Below are 17696 nucleotides of genomic sequence, written 5' to 3' on the forward strand. Positions count from 1 at the left end.
CTCTATTTTTAAAAGCCTTAAACGGTCAGCATCGCATCAACAGATAACTGCTTTATAGAAGGTTTGCTCGCTTCGATAATTAAGCCCAATTTTTGAAATAAAGCGTGATCACGATTTTCACCCGCATTGGCAGTGGTTAACAGCTTTTCACCTGAGAAGATCGAATTAGCACCTGCCATAAATGCCAGAGCTTGATCTGAATCGGTTAATGCTTCACGGCCTGCGGAGAGTCGAATGTAACTTTGCGGCATGATTAATCGTGCCACCGCAATGGTCCGAATCCATTCAATCACATCCAGTTTTTCTACTTGAGCCAATGGTGTCCCTTCTATCGGTACCAGCATATTGATCGGTACAGACTCAGGATGTAGCGGCAAAGTTGCAAGTTCATACAATAGACCAATCCGATCCTCTCGGCTTTCACCTAAACCAACAATACCACCGCTACAGACTTTCAACCCTGCCTGACGAACATGGTCTAGGGTATCCAGTCGATCATCAAAAGTTCGGGTGCTGATAATGTGGGAATAATATTCACGCGAGGTATCCAGATTATGGTTGTAATAATCCAGACCAGCATCTTTTAAACGCTCCGCCTGAGAGGCATTCAACATGCCCAAGGTCATACAGGTTTCCAGTCCTAAAGCTTTGACCTCGCGTACCATGTCCAATACATAAGGCATATCACGCTCATGTGGATTGCGCCATGCAGCCCCCATACAAAAACGAGATGCACCTGAGGCTTTGGACTTTTGTGCCTCTTGAATGACTTTCTCGACGGCAATGCGTTTTTCTGCTTCCAGTTTTGAATCATAACGCGCCGATTGCGAACAATACTTACAATCTTCTGGGCATTTACCAGTTTTAATAGACAGCAAAGTACTGACCTGAATCGTATTCGCAGCAAAATGCTGTCGATGTAATTGCTGTGCCTGAAACAGCAAATCTAACAATGGCTGCTCATACACAGCCTGTATTTCCGCACGTGACCAATCATTTCTAATCTTCATTTCTTGATCCTGACATCCTATGTTTAGATAACAACCACGACATCAAAGCTCCTCCTCAGTCGCAATACACAGAGGAGGAATACGGTTTTAATCAAAAATTTCAGCAGTCAAATTCAGCTCTACCCGCATGATTTCCTGCAATTTAAATTTCTGTGCTTTGCCTGAAGCCGTCATTGGGAACTCATCAAAAAATTTAACGTAACGTGGTACTTTATTATGTGAAATATGTTCTTTGCAGAAACTGCGAATACTGTCTTCATTGCTTTGATGATGTTCATGCAAAATAATACAGGCACAAAGTTCTTCGCCATAACGCATGTCGGGTAGACCAATCACTTGCACATCACAGACATCGGGATGGGTATATAAAAAGTCTTCGATTTCTTTAGGAAACAGGTTTTCACCCCCACGAATCACGACATCTTTAATTCGACCTTTGATTTTGACAAAGCCTTCACTGTCCATTTCAGCAATATCACCCGTATGCATCCAGCCTGCTGCGTCGATCACTTCTTTGGTTTTTTCAGGCTCATCCCAATACCCAGCCATGACCGAGTAACCACGGACACAAAGTTCACCTAGTGTTCCTTGCGGCACAATTTCGCCTTCTAAATCGACAATTTTGACTTCCAAATGTGGATGAACATGACCAACCGTACTAACGCGTTTATCAATTGAATCATCGATATAACTCTGCACACTGACTGGAGAGGTTTCGGTCATGCCATAACAGATGGTGATTTCTGACATATGCATACGGTCAATCACACGCTGCATGATTTCTCTCGGACATGGACTGCCTGCCATAATGCCCGTTCTTAAACTGCTCAAATCAAATTCGGCAAATTGCTCATGTTCCAAAATGGCAATAAACATGGTCGGCACACCATAGGCCGCCGTACATTTTTCCTGCTCAATGGTTTTTAAAGTTTCCAACGGATTAAACACTGAAGCAGGATAAACCATGGTTGCGCCATGAGTAATACAGGCCAGATTGCCCATCACCATGCCAAAACAATGGAATAAAGGCACCGAGATACAGACTCGATCTTGAGGGGTTAAACCAATCCCTTCACCAACAAAATAACCATTATTCAGGATGTTATGATGCGTCAACATGGTCCCTTTCGGATTGCCTGTTGTGCCTGAGGTAAATTGGATATTAATGGTTTCATCAAACTGCAACTGCTTGGCTAAGCGTTGTAATTCATCGAGTTGAGATTGATTTGGGGTGTCGAGTAAATCGCTAAAACGATGAATACCGGTATGCTGCTGCCCATCAATTTTAATGACATATTTTAAATGCGGTAACCGAGCTGCATTCAATACCTTATCAGTATTGGATGCCAATTCTGGAGCAATCTTACTCAGCAATTCTTGATAATCCGTGGTCTTGAATTGTGAAGCGATAACCAAGCCTTTGCAGGAGACTTTATTGAGTACATATTCCAGTTCATGACTTTTATAGGCAGTATTTAGATTCACCAAAATAATGCCTGCTTTAAATGCAGCAAATTGGGTCACAGTCCATTCCACACAATTCGGCGACCAGATCGCCAAGCGATCCCCTTTTTTCAAACCCAGCTTGAGCAGACTACAGGCAAATGCATTCACTTCATGCTGTAGTTCTTTGTAGCTTAAGCGTCGGTTCTGATGTGAACTGACAATTGCCTCTTGCTCAGCATATTGCTGGCAGGCTTGATCAAATTTATCTCCAATCGTCATCCCCAACAGGGGCTGCGAGCTGGTTCCAGAGGCATAGCTTAACCGTACATGTTGCATTGAATCATTCTCCTTGATTCTTTTTTAATTCTGTTCTTACCTGATCTAATTGTTGTAACTGCAACTACTCTTCAAACTGTCTGTTGTTGTGATGTTAAACCGTTTTGTCTGCCCTACTTTTTCTGTACTGCATCCACACAAAAGTCAGCAATCTGTTTGGAAAAATAGTCTTTGTGCGCATGATCAAACTTGGTATTTTGTGCTGGATCCAACGGTTCAACCACCACATAGGTCATTGCCCCGACCACACACATGGCTGTTGTGTTTAAGTCATCCAAAACAAATTCACCACTTGCATTTCCATCTGCAAGGATTTTTTTAATACTTTGTTTAATCAACTGCTTTACCCGAAAACGCTCATGTTCAACGCTTGAATCCACGGGTTCAAACATGAGTGAATATGCCAGCTGCGGACTGTTCAAGGCCCGTTTTACAAAGGTCGCGACTGCCTTGTGCAATTTTTGTTGTGCGGTCAGATCACTTTCTGTGATGGCATCAATCACCAACAGTTCGGTATTGATGGCTTCTGACAAGACCTCAATTAACACCTGACTCTTATTGTCAAAGTAGCGATACACCAGACCACTTGAGACCCCTGCTTGCTCAGCAATGGTTTGTATCTGTGCGTCTTTGAACCCTCCTTCTGAAATTAATTTTCTGGCTGAACTCAAAATCGATTTACGATTTTGCTCCATCCGCTCCTGCATTAAAGTTGATCGTTTATAGCTCATAAATTTTATTCTCTAACAAATAAAGTGAATTGTAAATCATTTTATGAATCACTATTCACTTTTTTAAAAATTCATTGTAAGGTAGTTCCTAAGCACACACAACAACGCTTAATGGAACAACAAATATAATCACTGGGATGACAACACAATGAACCTACGTAGCTTGAACTTTGGTCTGGATGAAACGTTAATTGCTCTACAAGATTCGGTTGCTGCATTTTGTGCAAAGGAAATTGCACCCATCGCACAACAAGTCGATCAGGACAATGTCTTCCCTGCTCATCTCTGGAAAAAATTTGGAGACATGGGATTGATGGGCTTAACCGTTTCTGAAGAATATGGCGGCACCAATCTAGGCTATCTGGCACATATTATTGTGTTGCAAGAAATTTCGCGTGCATCCGCCTCTATTGGTCTTTCTTACGGCGCACATTCCAATTTGTGTATTAACCAGATTAACCGTAACGGCAGTGAGCAACAAAAACAGAAATATTTACCGAAACTGATTTCAGGTGACTTTGTCGGTGCTTTGGCGATGTCTGAACCCAATGCAGGTTCGGATGTAGTCAGTATGAAACTGCATGCTGAACAAAAAGGCGATCACTTTGTACTCAATGGTTCAAAAATGTGGATCACCAATGGCGGTGATGCTGATGTACTGGTGGTTTATGCCAAAACGGATCCACATGCCGGTGCCAAAGGCATGACTGCCTTCCTAATTGAAAAAAATATGCCTGGCTTTAGTCATGGTAAGCATTTAGACAAACTCGGGATGCGTGGCTCTAATACCTATCCACTATTTTTTGACAATGTAGAAGTGCCTGCTGAAAACGTACTTGGTGGTGTTGGCAACGGTGCCAAAGTACTAATGAGTGGTCTGGACTATGAACGTGCGGTTCTAAGTGCTGGTCCTTTAGGCATTATGGATGCCTGTCTGGATGTGGTGATTCCCTACCTGCATGAACGTGAACAATTCGGTCAAGCCTTGGGTGAATTTCAATTGATGCAAGGCAAACTGGCGGATATGTATTCCACTTGGCTAGCTTGTAAAGCCTTGGTCTATGCGGTTGGTGCGGCCTGTGACAAAGCCGACCATGACCGTAGCTTACGTAAAGATGCGGCCAGCGCGATTTTATATGCTGCTGAAAAAGCCACATGGATGGCAGGCGAAACCATTCAAACTCTCGGCGGTAATGGTTATATCAATGAATTTTCAGCTGGTCGTTTATGGCGTGATGCCAAACTTTATGAAATTGGTGCAGGAACTTCGGAAATTCGCCGCATGCTGATTGGCCGCGAACTGTTTAATGAAACCAAATAATAACCATAATTCAGGATGCAGCTTATGAACCAATTACACAGCAAAATTAATGTTCGAAGTGAAGACTTCAAAACCAATCAACATGCCATGCAAACATTGGTCAGCGATCTGAAACAAGTGGCTCAAAAAGTCGCACTCGGTGGTGGCGAAAATGCCCGCCAAAAACATTTGGCCAGAGGCAAACTTTTACCACGTGATCGTATTGATCAATTGATTGATGCCGGCACTGCTTTTTTAGAAATTGGTCAATTGGCTGCTTACAAGGTGTATGAAGATGACATTCCTGCTGCGGGTGTGATCGCTGGTATTGGCCAAGTCAATGGTGTGACCTGCATGATTGTCGCCAATGATGCAACCGTCAAAGGTGGTACCTATTATCCATTGACGGTGAAAAAGCATTTACGTGCGCAGGAAATTGCTGAGCAAAATCACTTGCCGTGTATTTATCTGGTGGATTCGGGCGGTGCATTCTTACCGATGCAAGATGAGGTGTTTCCTGACCGAGATCATTTCGGGCGTATTTTCTATAATCAGGCACGTATGTCGAGCCAAGGTATCGCCCAAATTGCGGTAGTGATGGGCAGCTGTACCGCTGGTGGTGCTTATGTCCCTGCCATGTCGGATGAAACGATTATTGTACGTAATCAAGGTACGATTTTCCTTGGTGGCCCGCCATTAGTCAAAGCCGCGACAGGTGAAGTGGTCAGCAGTGAAGATTTAGGTGGTGGAGATGTACATACCCGCCTGTCAGGGGTTGCCGATCATTTGGCGGAAAATGATGAACACGCGCTTGCGATTGCCCGTAACATCGTTGCCAATCTGAATAAAAAGCCCAATGAATTAAACAAGCAAATAGATGAACCACTATTTGATGCCAACGAACTCTATGGCGTTGTGCCCAGTGATGCGCGTAAACCTTTTGATGTCCGTGAAGTCATTGCCCGCATCGTAGATGGCTCGCGCTTTGATGAATTTAAAGCACGTTTTGGCTCAACTCTGATCACAGGTTTTGCCTCTTTGTATGGGATGCCTGTTGGCATCATTGCCAATAACGGGATTCTATTTTCTGAATCTGCACAGAAAGGCTCACACTTTATCGAGCTATGTACTCAACGTAATATCCCATTGCTATTTATCCAAAACATCACTGGCTTTATGGTCGGTCGCCAATATGAAAATGAAGGCATTGCCAAAAATGGTGCCAAGTTGGTGATGGCGGTAGCGACAGCCAATGTACCAAAACTCACCCTGATTATTGGGGGGTCTTTTGGTGCAGGTAACTATGGCATGTGTGGACGTGCTTATTCACCACGCTTTTTATGGACATGGCCGAATTCACGTATTTCGGTGATGGGGGGTGAACAGGCTGCCAGCGTACTCTCAACCTTGAAACGTGATCAGATTGAACAAAAAGGCGCGCAATGGTCAGCACAGGAAGAAGATCAATTTAAACAACCGATTCGTGAACAATATGAGCACCAAGGGCATCCATATTATGCCTCTGCCCGCCTTTGGGATGACGGCGTAATTGACCCTGCTCAAACCCGTCATGTGCTGGGGCTGAGCCTTGCTGCTGCGCTGAATGCACCAATTCAGCCGACCAAGTTCGGCGTGTTCCGCATGTAAGAGGTGTCTATGAACTATCAATTTTTACAACTGGAACAACACGGTCAAGTGGCCTATGTTTGGCTAAACCGACCAGAACTGCACAATGCCTTTAATACGACGCTGATTGAAGAATTACATACCTGCTTTAGCAGCTTAAATCAGCGTGATGATGTACGTGTGGTGGTCTTGGCTGGACGTGGCAAAAGCTTTTCAGCAGGTGCCGATCTGAACTGGATGAAACAGGCGGGTCAAGCCTCTTCCGCAGAAAACGAAGCCGATGCTTTAAAACTTGCACAGATGCTCAATGCACTCGCAACCTTAAAGCAACCGACACTTGCTCGTGTGCATGGTATTGCCTTTGGTGGTGGTATGGGCTTGGCATCGGCCTGTGATATTTGTATCGCCAGTACAGATGCCAAATTTGCCACCTCAGAAGTTCGACTTGGTCTTGCGCCATCTACCATCAGTCCTTATGTAATTCGTGCCATTGGTGCTCGGCAGGCTTCTCGTTACTTCTTAACAGCTGAACGTATTTCGGCACGCGAGGCCAAGCAGATTGGCTTGGCCCATGAAGTCGCCGATGCAGAAGACTTGGACCAAAAAGTTCAAGAAATTATTAATGCATTGCTGCTCGGTGGACCTCAAGCACAGGCTGCATCGAAACAGTTAATTCAGCTAGTCAGTCACCAAAGCCTGAGTGATGATTTGCTCAAGCAAACAGCACAGCATATTGCTCAAGTTCGTCAAGGCAGTGAAGCCAAAGAAGGTTTGAATGCCTTTTTAAATAAACAACAACCTGCGTGGACTTCCACTCCCCAATAACAACAATTCAGGACGATCACAATGTTTGAAAAGATTTTAATTGCGAACCGTGGCGAGATTGCCTGCCGTGTGATTCGTACTGCAAAAAAACTCGGTATTGCAACGGTTGCAGTGTATTCAGATGCAGATGCCAATGCACAGCATGTTAAATTGGCGGATGAAGCGATTTATATTGGGCAATCCCCTGCCACACAAAGTTATTTACAAGTAGATCGTATTATTCAGGCGGCGATTGATACGGGCAGCCAAGCAATTCACCCGGGTTACGGCTTCTTGTCCGAAAATGATCAATTTGCCCTCGCTTGTCAGCAACACAATATTTGCTTTATTGGCCCACCCGTGGATGCGATTTTAGCCATGGGTCTTAAAGCGACCTCTAAAGCCTTGATGGAAAAAGCAGGTGTGCCATTAACACCGGGTTATCACGGAACCAATCAAGAGGCTGAGTTTTTAAAACAGCAAGCTGATGCAATTGGCTATCCAGTACTGATCAAAGCCAGTGCTGGCGGCGGCGGTAAAGGCATGAGCTTGGTCGAACGCAGTGAAGATTTCTTGCAATCCTTAGCCTCATGTAAACGTGAAGCTAAATCAAGCTTTGGTAATGATGATGTCCTAATTGAACGCTATGTGATTCAACCGCGTCATATTGAAGTACAAGTCTTTGGCGATACGCATGGCAATTATGTACATCTATTTGAACGTGATTGTTCGGTACAACGTCGTCATCAAAAAGTACTTGAAGAAGCCCCTGCACCACAAATGCCTACTGAAAAATTGGATGCCATGCGTCAAGCTGCGATTGATGCTGCCCGTGCAGTGGATTACGTCGGTGCGGGTACAGTTGAGTTTATTGTGGAACAGGACGGCACCGCCTATTTCATGGAAATGAACACCCGTCTACAAGTTGAACATCCTGTCACCGAAATGATTACTGGTGAAGATCTGGTCGAATGGCAATTGCGTGTCGCCGATGGTGAACCACTACCAAAACTGCAACATCAATTACAGATTCATGGCCATGCCCTTGAAGCCCGTATCTATGCAGAAGAACCCGAAAAAGGCTTCTTACCTGCCATCGGCAAAATTGACTATCTACACTACCCAACGCAAAACCAATCTGTTCGTGTTGACAGCGGCATTGTTGAAGGTGATGAAATCACCACCTATTACGACCCAATGATTGCCAAATTGATTGTATGGGGCAAAAACCGTGAAGCGGCTTTGATCCAAATGCAACATGCGCTCGGTCAATTCCACGTCGATGGTTTAGGGAATAATATTGCCTTTCTGGAAAAAATTGTACGCTGTGATTCATTTAAACAGGCCAAACTGGATACCAACCTGATTCAACGTGAACATGATTTCTTGTTCCAGCCTGAACAGATTAAACCTGAATTGGTGGTCGCCACCGCCTTTATCGAATTTTTAAGCAAACTTAATAGCAATCGCTCTAGCCAAAAACAGTTATGGCAAGCACAACCGCTATGGCGTTTAAATATTGCCTTTAAGCAAACCATCAAACTGAACTATCTAGATCAGAATATTCACGTCAAGCTGAGTTCGGCTGAACACGGTTTTAATGCAGAATATAACGGCGAGATTTACCAGCTTTCTGGACAATTACTGGATGCACACACAGCTGTGATTCATCTCAATGGCACCCAACAAAAACTGTCTTTTAACCAGAGTCAGCATGGCATTACCCTGTTCCATACTGGACAAAGCCATAAATTTGGATATATTCGCCAAGATTATCATCAAGACGATAGTCAAGCAGATCAAGGCCATCTCAAAGCACCCATGCCGGGTGTGGTGACTCAGGTTCTGGTCGGTGCTAATCATAGCGTCAAAAAAGACGATATCCTGATGACGCTTGAAGCCATGAAAATGGAATACACCATCCGCGCACCACAAGATGGCGTGATTGTTGATGCCTATTTTCAGGTGGGTGATCAGGTGAAAGTTGGCGATGAACTGGTGGAATTTCAGCCTTTACAGGAGGAAGTTGCATGAGTGAGTTTGTCAAAATCGTGGAAGTTGGACCCCGAGATGGTCTGCAAAATGAAAAACAGGCGTTGACCGTCGAACAACGTCTAAACTTCATTCATGATCTGATAAATGCTGGACTAAAATCGATTGAAGTGGGTTCCTGTGTATCTGCTAAATGGGTGCCGCAAATGGCACAAAGCGATGAACTGTTTAAGCAGCTCCCACAAGGTACTGATCTGAATTTAAGCCTGCTCACCCCCAATATCAAAGGCTTTGAGGCTGCTCAGGCGGTGGAATGCAAGGAGGTTGCGGTATTTACCGCAGCCTCTGAAAGCTTTACCCGTAAAAATATTAACTGTTCAATTGATGAAAGTTTTGAAAAATTCGCTGATGTGCTACGTGCAGCCAAAGCGCAGCATATCCGTGTCCGTGGTTATGTCTCTTGTATCGTCGATTGTCCTTATGAAGGTGCAATTGCACCAGAGCAAGTGGTCAACGTGGTTAAACGACTGTATGACATGGGTTGCTATGAAGTCTCTTTGGGTGAAACCATTGGGACTGCCACACCAGATCGGGTAAAGCAAGTTTGGGAAGCCTGTCTGGCTGAACTTGATAGCACCGTTTTAGCAGGTCATTTTCACAATACCTATGGCATGGCGATTGCCAATATTTACCAGTCCTTACAACAAGGCATTCGTGTGTTTGATTCATCCCTTGCAGGACTGGGCGGCTGCCCTTATGCCAAAGGCGCTTCTGGCAATGTTGCAACCGAAGATCTGTTTTACTTACTCTCCCATATGGGTTTTGAAACGGGCATTAATTTAGAAAAACTGATGCAAGCCAGCCAAAATATTAGCCATGTCTTAAACCGAAAAAGCTTATCCAATTACAGCAATGCCTACTGGCAAACAAAGTGTGCTTAGTGATATCTAGATTCGGATTCACCCATCGTTTGGCAGCAAGCTTAATCAATTAAGCTTGCTCTATTCATTAGGTCTCACTTTTTTCTCGTTCCATGCCGATCGTGGGATGAGACTCGTCTATGCAATTTATTGAAATATAGTGTTTATCTCTGTACGAAATGCCTCCTTTTAAAGAAGCATTTTTTATTTTAATCCTTGTTATTCTTTTTCTAACGCTCTCTCAGATTAGTTATAAAAAATAATCCGTATCTTGCTGTATTTTTGGCGAAATATGCTGCTCGACCCACTCCAGCCATGCCCGTGTTTTTGCATCCACAAAATGACGCGATGGCAATAAGGTATACACTCCAATATCAGGTGAGCGCCAAACAGGTAAAATACGACGCAGTCGCCCTGCCCGAATCGCATCAATCGATGAGAAGGTCGGCAATAATGCAATGCCCATATCCTGTTGTACCACATCCAGCAACAACTCAGGCGTATCGGCAATCAAGGGACCATTGATATCAATCTGATAAGAACAGCTGTTTTCACTGACCAAATGCCATTGCGGAGTAATCGAAGGGTTAACCAAGCGCAAGCAGGCATGCTTTTGCAAATCATCCAAGGATTGAGGTTCGCCATATTTTTCTAAATATGCAGGTGATGCACATAACACCGAAAAAATCGTACCAATTCGACGTGCCACAAACCGTGAATCTGCCAATGACTCAGTGAGATATAGGCTAACATCAATGCCCTTACCTAATAAATCAGGCACATTTTGTGAAGTCCGATATTCAACCGTCAGGTCGGGATAGGTTTGACAGAAATCCGCCATCATCGGCGCTAGATAATGATGACCAAAACTGGCCATACTCAACACGCGCAATCGCCCTTGTGGTCTGGCTGCCATGCCCATGGCTTGTGCTTCGGACTCCTCCACCATCGCCAGTACTTGGCGACACTGCTCGGCATAGTTTGCACCAATTTCGGTCAAGGCATGCTGGCGGGTTGATCGTTGTAGTAGTTTTGTACCTAAACGCCCTTCTAACTCGCTAATTAATCGCGAAACTTGCGCAGTTGTCAGTTCCATCTGTTCAGCGGCAGCCGTGAAACTCCCGCTATCAATCACTTTCAGGAAGGCATGCATTGCATGTAGCAATCCACCATCAAGATTTTTGCGCATAACGTAAATATCTTTTTCTAAATTACGCATTGTTGCACCAGTCTGGATCAACCACAATGACAAATATGTACATTGATTGAGCAGTTTTTTTAGCAAACGCCGCTGATCAGTCTTTTTCAAACATGTACTTACTCCAAATATTCAACTGGATGTTGAAAAAAGAAAGTAGCCAAAACTACACACAATTCTAAGGAGACATAAATGAATATAGCGACAAAAGTTACTCCAAAAATGATCGCTACTAAAGATGTATCACTGGACGATAAATATATCAGTGATCACGGTTCGGCCTATATGACAGGCATTCAGGCACTGGTTCGGTTACCTCTAGCACAGACTCGCCGTGATGAATTGAACGGGTTGCATACTGCCGGCTTCATTTCAGGTTATCGCGGTTCCCCTGTCGGGAATTATGATAATTTCCTTCGGCAAATTGGAGGCATACTTAAAGATCACCATGTCGTCTTTCAACCTGGTATCAATGAAGACCTTGCAGCGACTGCCATTTGGGGCACGCAACAAGCCAATCTCGCAGGTCAAGGCAAATATGATGGTGTGAGTGCATGGTGGTATGGTAAAGGCCCAGGTGTAGACCGCTCAGGTGATGTACTCCGCCATGCCAACCTTGCAGGAACAGCAGAACATGGTGGCGTGGTCGCCCTGTTTGGTGATGACCATTCTTGTAAATCGTCTACCGTACCACACCAATCCGAGCATGTGATGATGGGTTGTGGTATTCCAATTTTCTATCCGACTTCGGTGCAACATATTCTCGATTTAGGCGTCCATGCGATTGCCATGTCACGTTTTGCTGGGGTTTGGACTTCAATGAAACTGGTCAGTGAGATTGTGGAAACCTCGGCTTCAGTCATTGTCGATCTGGATCGTGTCACACCTGTTTTACCTGAAATCGAGCTGCCTGCCGACGGCATCCATATTCGCTGGCCAGATCATGGCATCCAACAAGAACAACGACTCTATCAATATCGCTTACCTGCTGTACTGGCCTATGCGCGTGCCAATCAACTGAATCAGATCACATGGCCGTGTGAGCATGCTCGTATTGGTATTGCAGCCAGTGGTAAAGGTTATCTCGATACCATCGAAGCCTTGCGCATTCTCGGCATTGAAAATGAAACAGCGCAACAACTTGGTCTGCGGGTCTATCAAGTCGGTTTAATCTGGCCTTTGGAACCACAAGGTCTACGTGAATTTGCTGAGGGTTTACAAGAACTGATTGTGGTCGAAGAAAAACGTCCAATTCTGGAAGCACAAATTAAAGATGAATTGTATTCCTTACCTGATGAGCAACGCCCACATGTGATCGGCAAAGCGATCCATGGTAAAGGCGAATGGAGTACCTCATTTGAGGAGGCACCACTGATTGGTCATTACGAGTTTCAACCTGAACCGATTGCCAAAATGTTGGCAGCACGTTTTTTACAATTAGATTTACCTGAAAGTTTAAGACAGCAAATCCAAAGTCGTGTCGATTTGCTACATAAAGCTGAGCAAGAATCACGCCGCGTACTGGATTTGGCCGAGCGTAACCCGTATTTCTGTAGTGGTTGTCCACATAACACCTCAACCGTCGTGCCAGAAGGGAGTCGTGCACTTGGCGGCATCGGTTGCCACTATATTGCAGTGTCACTGGATCGCGGCACCGAAACCTTCTCGCAAATGGGCGGTGAAGGTGTCAGTTGGGCTGGTGCCTCGCACTTTACCAATGAAAAGCATATTTTTGCCAATCTCGGTGATGGCACCTACTTCCATTCAGGCTATCTGGCGATTCGACAAGCTATTGCAGCCAATATCAATATCACCTATAAAATCCTCTATAACGATGCGGTTGCCATGACCGGTGGTCAGCATGTTGATGGACATTTGAGTGTCGCACAACTGACCCGCCAGCTTGATGCAGAAGGCATTCAAAAACAGGTCATCGTAACGGATGAGCCAGAGTTGATTCATGCAGAAGAGCATCTTGCGCCACATGTCGAAATCCGCCATCGCAATGATCTTGATGCAGTACAACGTGAGTTACGTGATATTTCGGGTGTCACCGCTTTAATCTATGTGCAAACCTGTGCCAGTGAAAAACGCCGTCGCCGTAAACGTGATGCTTACCCTGACCCTGCTGAACGTCTTTATATCAATAGCGATATTTGTGAAGGTTGTGGCGATTGTTCTAAAAAATCAAATTGTCTTTCAATTGAACCCGTAGAAACCGCTTTGGGCACCAAACGTCAAATTAACCAAAGCAGCTGTAATAAAGACTTCACCTGTGTGGAAGGCTTCTGCCCAAGCTTTGTCACCGTGCATACCCGTGATATGAAACGCCCTGCCAAGTTTGAAGGTTTTGCGACAGGTTGGCCTGAACGTCCCTTAATTCCTCAACTGGCTGATACACCAAATCGTATTATGGTCGGTGGTGTTGGCGGTACAGGTGTAGTTACTGTTGGGGCTTTACTGGGTATGGCCGCACATTTGGAAGGCAAAGCCACCCGTGTCATGGACATGGCGGGGCTGGCGCAAAAAGGCGGTACGGTGTATTCCTATATTCAAATTGCCGCAGATGATGCGCAAATTTCCTCAACTAAAATTCCAGAACATCAATGTGATCTATTGATTGGTGCCGATGCCATTGTGGCGGGCAGTAATGCCGCGCTATCACGTTTAAAACAAGATGCGATGGTGATCGTCAATGAAGATGGTTCACCCACCTCTGACTTTATTAACAAACGTGACTGGTATGCACCGATTCATGATTTGATTGATCGTCTGCGTGGTCGTGTCCACAAAGAAAATCTGCTCTCCTTACCTGCTGCACGAATCACAACACAGGTTCTAGGTGATGCGATCTATGCCAATCAACTGCTCTTGGGGATGGCATGGCAATCAGGGCAAATTCCACTGTTACGTGAAAGTCTTGAAAAAGCGATTCAACTGAATGGCACGGCGATTGATAAAAACCTTGAAGCTTTCCGCATAGGATGCCACCTTGCCAGTGACCCAAGCCTAATCACCCGTTTACTCGACAGCTTACCAAAAAGCAATGCGCCACAAACACTGGCTGAACTGATCCATGATCGCACGATACGTTTGCAAGACTATTGGAATGAAGCCTATGCGGATCGCTACAGAATGCTGTTAGAACAAGTGGCTAAATTGCTACCTGAAGCATTGGCAAAAACCATTGCAACCCAACTGTATCGTGTCATGGCCTATAAAGATGAATATGAGGTTGCCCGCTTATTAACAGGTACAAACTTTAAAAAATCCATTGAGTCGCAATTCGGAAGTGGTGTACGTCTCTCTTATCATCTTGCACCACCGACCTTGGGCGCTGATCAGCATATTCGTAAACGAATCTTTGGCTACTGGATGCGCTTTCCAATGATGTTACTGGCACGGTTACAATGGTTAAGAGAAAGCTTCTTCGATCCATTTACTCGTCAGCAAGAGCGTCAGCATGAACAGGCATGGCGAGACCGTTATATTGCCTTTGTTGAAACCCTGATCTCATCACCAAATAGCTATAATCTGGCTGTTGCAGAACAGATTGCCGAACTGCCTGCTGAAGTCCGTGGTTTTGGACATATCAAAATGCAGGCGATGCAAAGCGCAAATCAACGCTGGGATGAGTTATCAGCCGATCTCACCAACAAAGTCTAAGCCCTATAAGTCACTGACTAAGCAGATCCAATTTCTGAGGAGATGCTTGGTCAGTTGATTAAAATTTAATTGCAGCACATCCCAAATACGTTAAAGTATTTCGACTTAAGCTGAGTTCACCAAACAGCTCAGCTGAGAAAAATGATAAGAACTTGCTAGAACAATGATGAAGGAATAAAGAATGAGCCGTGTTGAATTTCGCTGGGATGATCCATTTTTAATTGAACAACAACTAAGCGAAGAAGAACGCATGATCCGTGATACAGCCCATGCCTTCTGCCAAGACCAGTTAATGCCACGGGTACTTGATCAATTCCGCCATGAAACAACCGATCCGCATATCTTTAGAGAAATGGGTGAATTAGGGCTGCTCGGACCCACCATCCCAGAACAATATGGTGGTGCAGGATTAAATTATGTGAGTTATGGACTGATAGCCCGTGAAATTGAACGCGTGGACTCTGGCTATCGCTCAATGGCCAGTGTGCAAAGTTCTTTGGTGATGGTTCCCATTCATGAATTCGGGACTGAACAGCAAAAGCAAAAATATTTACCCAAACTTGCGTCAGGTGAATGGATTGGCTGTTTTGGTCTAACCGAACCCGATCACGGTTCAGATCCAGGCAGTATGGCCTGTCGCGCCAAAAAAGTAGCAGGTGGCTACCGTTTAACAGGCGCCAAGATGTGGATTACCAACAGCCCAATTGCAGATGTTTTTGTGGTGTGGGCCAAAGAGCTTTCACCTGAAGGAAATGTCGGCCCGATTCGCGGCTTTATTTTAGAAAAAGGTTGGCAAGGGCTTTCTGCGCCTGCAATTCACGGTAAAGTCGGCTTAAGAGCATCTATTACAGGTGAAATTGTCATGGATCAAGTCTTTGTGCCTGAAGAAAATGCGTTCCCAGAGGTTCGTGGCTTAAAAGGTCCTTTCACCTGCTTGAACAGTGCCCGCTATGGTATTGCTTGGGGCACCATGGGTGCAGCCGAGTTTTGTTGGCACACCGCCCGTCAATACACACTGGATCGAAAGCAGTTTGGCAAGCCACTGGCTGCCAACCAACTGATTCAAAAAAAGTTGGCAGACATGCAAACCGAAATTGCGCTCGGTTTACAGCTCGCGCTTCGTTTTGGTCGAATGAAAGATGACGGTATTGCCTCAGTGGAAGCGACCTCTCTGATTAAACGCAATAACTGTGGCAAGGCATTGGAGATTGCCCGTTTGGCGCGAGATATGTTGGGTGGAAATGGAATCAGTGATGAGTTTGGTGTCGCCCGCCATCTGGTTAATCTTGAAGTTGTGAATACTTATGAAGGCACCCATGATGTGCATGCTTTGATCTTAGGTCGTGCCCAAACAGGACTTGCAGCGTTCTAAAGCGAAGTGACTACTAAGACAAAACGGCGGGCATCAAAGATTGATGACTCGCCCTATCTCACCTTGATCTTATCTAGGTCAATACTCGTACATTGATTAAACTGGGCGAAACGCTGTAATTCTCGTTCTAGTGCAAGCAAAAATGAATCTCGATCCTGCAGTTTAGCCTCTTGCACATGCAAACTAATTACTTCTAATCGCTTTTCACGACGATGCACTTTGCAATCAATTTGCCCCACAAAATCATCCGCATAAAGCAGCGGTAAGCAGAAATAACCATATTGTCTTTTGGCTGCAGGCACATAACATTCAATGCGATAATCAAATCCAAACAAGCTGCTTAAACGTTCACGATGAATCACCAGATTATCGAAAGGAGACAATATTTTGACCTCCGCTTGGAGGTTCGGTTCATGCGCTAACACGGCGCTGGCCACATAAATCGTTTGTCCATTTTCAAGCTTAATCAGCTTGATCACGCCTGCATCAATCTGTTCATCAAGTAATTTACGCATAATTTCACGTAAATCCTTATTGGTTTTCAAATGCAGTAATTGCTTCCATGTAAATACGCCATGAGCGCGTATGGCTGTATCCAATAAATACTGTGCATATTCCTGTAAAGTCGGTGTGCTTAGATCAATGCCCTGTGGTATGCAACGTTCAGTCAGATCATAGACTTTTTCCATGCCATTGCGTTCGCAGATCATTAAATCGCCTTGCATGAATAACTGCTCAATCGCCTTGCGGCTCGGCCCTGCATTCCACCAACCTGCAGCACCTTCCCGTTTGCCTTTTTCCATATTTCTAAGTCGGATTCTGCCTTCAGCTTTCACTTGCACCAGAATCTCCTGCATCAGTTGCTGATCGCCTCTTGAGAAGTAACGACTTTCCCCATTACGCACCGCATTCATCAACGGCATGGCATAGCGATAATCTCGCATCGGTAAATAAGATGCTGCATGCGCCCAATGCTCAAAAACAAGCTGATCTTGTACCAGTTGATTTAAATGACCCAATTGATAATTCGGCACCCGACTCCACAGCACATGATGATGGGCACGTTCCACCACAGAAATGGTATCTATTTGCACATAACCCAGATGTTCAATCGCCTGTTGTGTTCCAGATAAGCCCTCACCAAATTTATTGTTTTGTTCTAAACCCTGATGGGATAAAGCTAAGCGTTTTAATAATGAAATCATAATATTATCGTATAAATAGTGTTCACCACCCACGATGGACGAAAGCGAAATAATGGCCGTTATTCAAACTAAATTAACACAATCCTGCCA

At 44.8% G+C, this 17696-nt stretch carries 12 protein-coding genes; 7 read left to right on the forward strand and 5 right to left on the reverse strand.

The genetic code is table 11. From position 1 onward, the window contains the following. Nucleotides 1-17 precede the first annotated feature (17 nt). The 3 genes from bioB to A7P54_RS01260 all read right to left on the reverse strand — a co-directional run bounded on the left by bioB (nt 18) and on the right by A7P54_RS01260 (nt 3523). Entirely contained in the window at nt 18-1010 is a 993-nt protein-coding gene (bioB, locus tag A7P54_RS01250; protein ID WP_171548410.1) for a biotin synthase BioB, read from the reverse strand. Nucleotides 1011-1097: 87 nt separating this feature from the next. Continuing rightward, complete coding sequence (locus A7P54_RS01255; protein ID WP_171548411.1) at nt 1098-2792, reverse strand: AMP-binding protein; 1695 nt, start codon at nt 2790-2792, stop codon at nt 1098-1100. A gap of 113 nt (nt 2793-2905) precedes the next feature. Next, nucleotides 2906-3523, reverse strand: coding sequence for a TetR/AcrR family transcriptional regulator (locus tag A7P54_RS01260; RefSeq protein ID WP_005187203.1), 618 nt, complete (start codon nt 3521-3523; stop codon nt 2906-2908). A gap of 148 nt (nt 3524-3671) precedes the next feature. On the opposite strand from A7P54_RS01260, the gene A7P54_RS01265 reads away from it, so the two are divergent. From A7P54_RS01265 to A7P54_RS01285, 5 genes are read left to right on the forward strand one after another with little or no spacing between them, the layout of a single operon-like run. Next, a complete protein-coding gene (locus tag A7P54_RS01265; RefSeq protein WP_171548412.1) occupies nt 3672-4844 on the forward strand; it encodes an isovaleryl-CoA dehydrogenase in 1173 nt (390 codons plus the stop codon). A gap of 24 nt (nt 4845-4868) precedes the next feature. Further along, complete coding sequence (locus tag A7P54_RS01270) at nt 4869-6470, forward strand: carboxyl transferase domain-containing protein (RefSeq protein WP_171548413.1); 1602 nt, start codon at nt 4869-4871, stop codon at nt 6468-6470. Nucleotides 6471-6479: 9 nt separating this feature from the next. Beyond that, complete coding sequence (locus A7P54_RS01275) at nt 6480-7274, forward strand: enoyl-CoA hydratase/isomerase family protein (RefSeq protein WP_171548414.1); 795 nt, start codon at nt 6480-6482, stop codon at nt 7272-7274. Nucleotides 7275-7295: 21 nt separating this feature from the next. Beyond that, nucleotides 7296-9287, forward strand: coding sequence for an acetyl/propionyl/methylcrotonyl-CoA carboxylase subunit alpha (locus A7P54_RS01280; protein WP_171548415.1), 1992 nt, complete (start codon nt 7296-7298; stop codon nt 9285-9287). Next, nucleotides 9284-10186, forward strand: coding sequence for a hydroxymethylglutaryl-CoA lyase (locus A7P54_RS01285; protein WP_171548416.1), 903 nt, complete (start codon nt 9284-9286; stop codon nt 10184-10186). The genes A7P54_RS01280 and A7P54_RS01285 overlap by 4 nt, the downstream gene beginning before the upstream one ends. Nucleotides 10187-10415: 229 nt before the next feature. Here A7P54_RS01285 and A7P54_RS01290 read toward each other — a convergent pair whose 3' ends face one another. Then, on the reverse strand, nt 10416-11354 hold the full coding sequence (locus A7P54_RS01290; protein ID WP_171548462.1) for a LysR family transcriptional regulator: 939 nt from the start codon (nt 11352-11354) through the stop codon (nt 10416-10418). Between the two features lie 201 nt (nt 11355-11555). Between A7P54_RS01290 and A7P54_RS01295 the strand changes: the two genes are divergently transcribed. Together A7P54_RS01295 and A7P54_RS01300 are read left to right on the forward strand one after the other, a co-directional pair. Beyond that, on the forward strand, nt 11556-15029 hold the full coding sequence (locus A7P54_RS01295) for an indolepyruvate ferredoxin oxidoreductase family protein (protein ID WP_171548417.1): 3474 nt from the start codon (nt 11556-11558) through the stop codon (nt 15027-15029). Nucleotides 15030-15210: 181 nt separating this feature from the next. Beyond that, entirely contained in the window at nt 15211-16401 is a 1191-nt protein-coding gene (locus tag A7P54_RS01300; RefSeq protein WP_171548418.1) for an acyl-CoA dehydrogenase, read from the forward strand. 53 nt (nt 16402-16454) lie between these two features. On the opposite strand, the gene A7P54_RS01305 is transcribed toward A7P54_RS01300, so the two are convergent. Next, nucleotides 16455-17606, reverse strand: a complete 1152-nt coding sequence (locus A7P54_RS01305) for a crosslink repair DNA glycosylase YcaQ family protein (protein WP_171548419.1) — start codon at nt 17604-17606, stop codon at nt 16455-16457. Between the last annotated feature and the right edge of the window lie 90 nt (nt 17607-17696).

Source organism: Acinetobacter sp. Ac_3412, assembly GCF_013072675.1.
Classification (GTDB): Bacteria; Pseudomonadota; Gammaproteobacteria; order Pseudomonadales; family Moraxellaceae; genus Acinetobacter; species Acinetobacter higginsii.

Coding starts and splice junctions, on each gene's coding strand:
- A7P54_RS01275 (WP_171548414.1), top strand. CDS start 6,480: ATGAACTATCAATTTTTACAACTGGAACAACACGGTCAAGTGGCCTAT.
- A7P54_RS01270 (WP_171548413.1), top strand. CDS start 4,869: ATGAACCAATTACACAGCAAAATTAATGTTCGAAGTGAAGACTTCAAA.
- A7P54_RS01295 (WP_171548417.1), top strand. CDS start 11,556: ATGAATATAGCGACAAAAGTTACTCCAAAAATGATCGCTACTAAAGAT.
- A7P54_RS01255 (WP_171548411.1), bottom strand. CDS start 2,792: ATGCAACATGTACGGTTAAGCTATGCCTCTGGAACCAGCTCGCAGCCC.
- A7P54_RS01265 (WP_171548412.1), top strand. CDS start 3,672: ATGAACCTACGTAGCTTGAACTTTGGTCTGGATGAAACGTTAATTGCT.
- A7P54_RS01280 (WP_171548415.1), top strand. CDS start 7,296: ATGTTTGAAAAGATTTTAATTGCGAACCGTGGCGAGATTGCCTGCCGT.
- A7P54_RS01290 (WP_171548462.1), bottom strand. CDS start 11,354: ATGCGCAAAAATCTTGATGGTGGATTGCTACATGCAATGCATGCCTTC.
- A7P54_RS01260 (WP_005187203.1), bottom strand. CDS start 3,523: ATGAGCTATAAACGATCAACTTTAATGCAGGAGCGGATGGAGCAAAAT.
- bioB (WP_171548410.1), bottom strand. CDS start 1,010: ATGAAGATTAGAAATGATTGGTCACGTGCGGAAATACAGGCTGTGTAT.
- A7P54_RS01305 (WP_171548419.1), bottom strand. CDS start 17,606: ATGATTTCATTATTAAAACGCTTAGCTTTATCCCATCAGGGTTTAGAA.
- A7P54_RS01300 (WP_171548418.1), top strand. CDS start 15,211: ATGAGCCGTGTTGAATTTCGCTGGGATGATCCATTTTTAATTGAACAA.
- A7P54_RS01285 (WP_171548416.1), top strand. CDS start 9,284: ATGAGTGAGTTTGTCAAAATCGTGGAAGTTGGACCCCGAGATGGTCTG.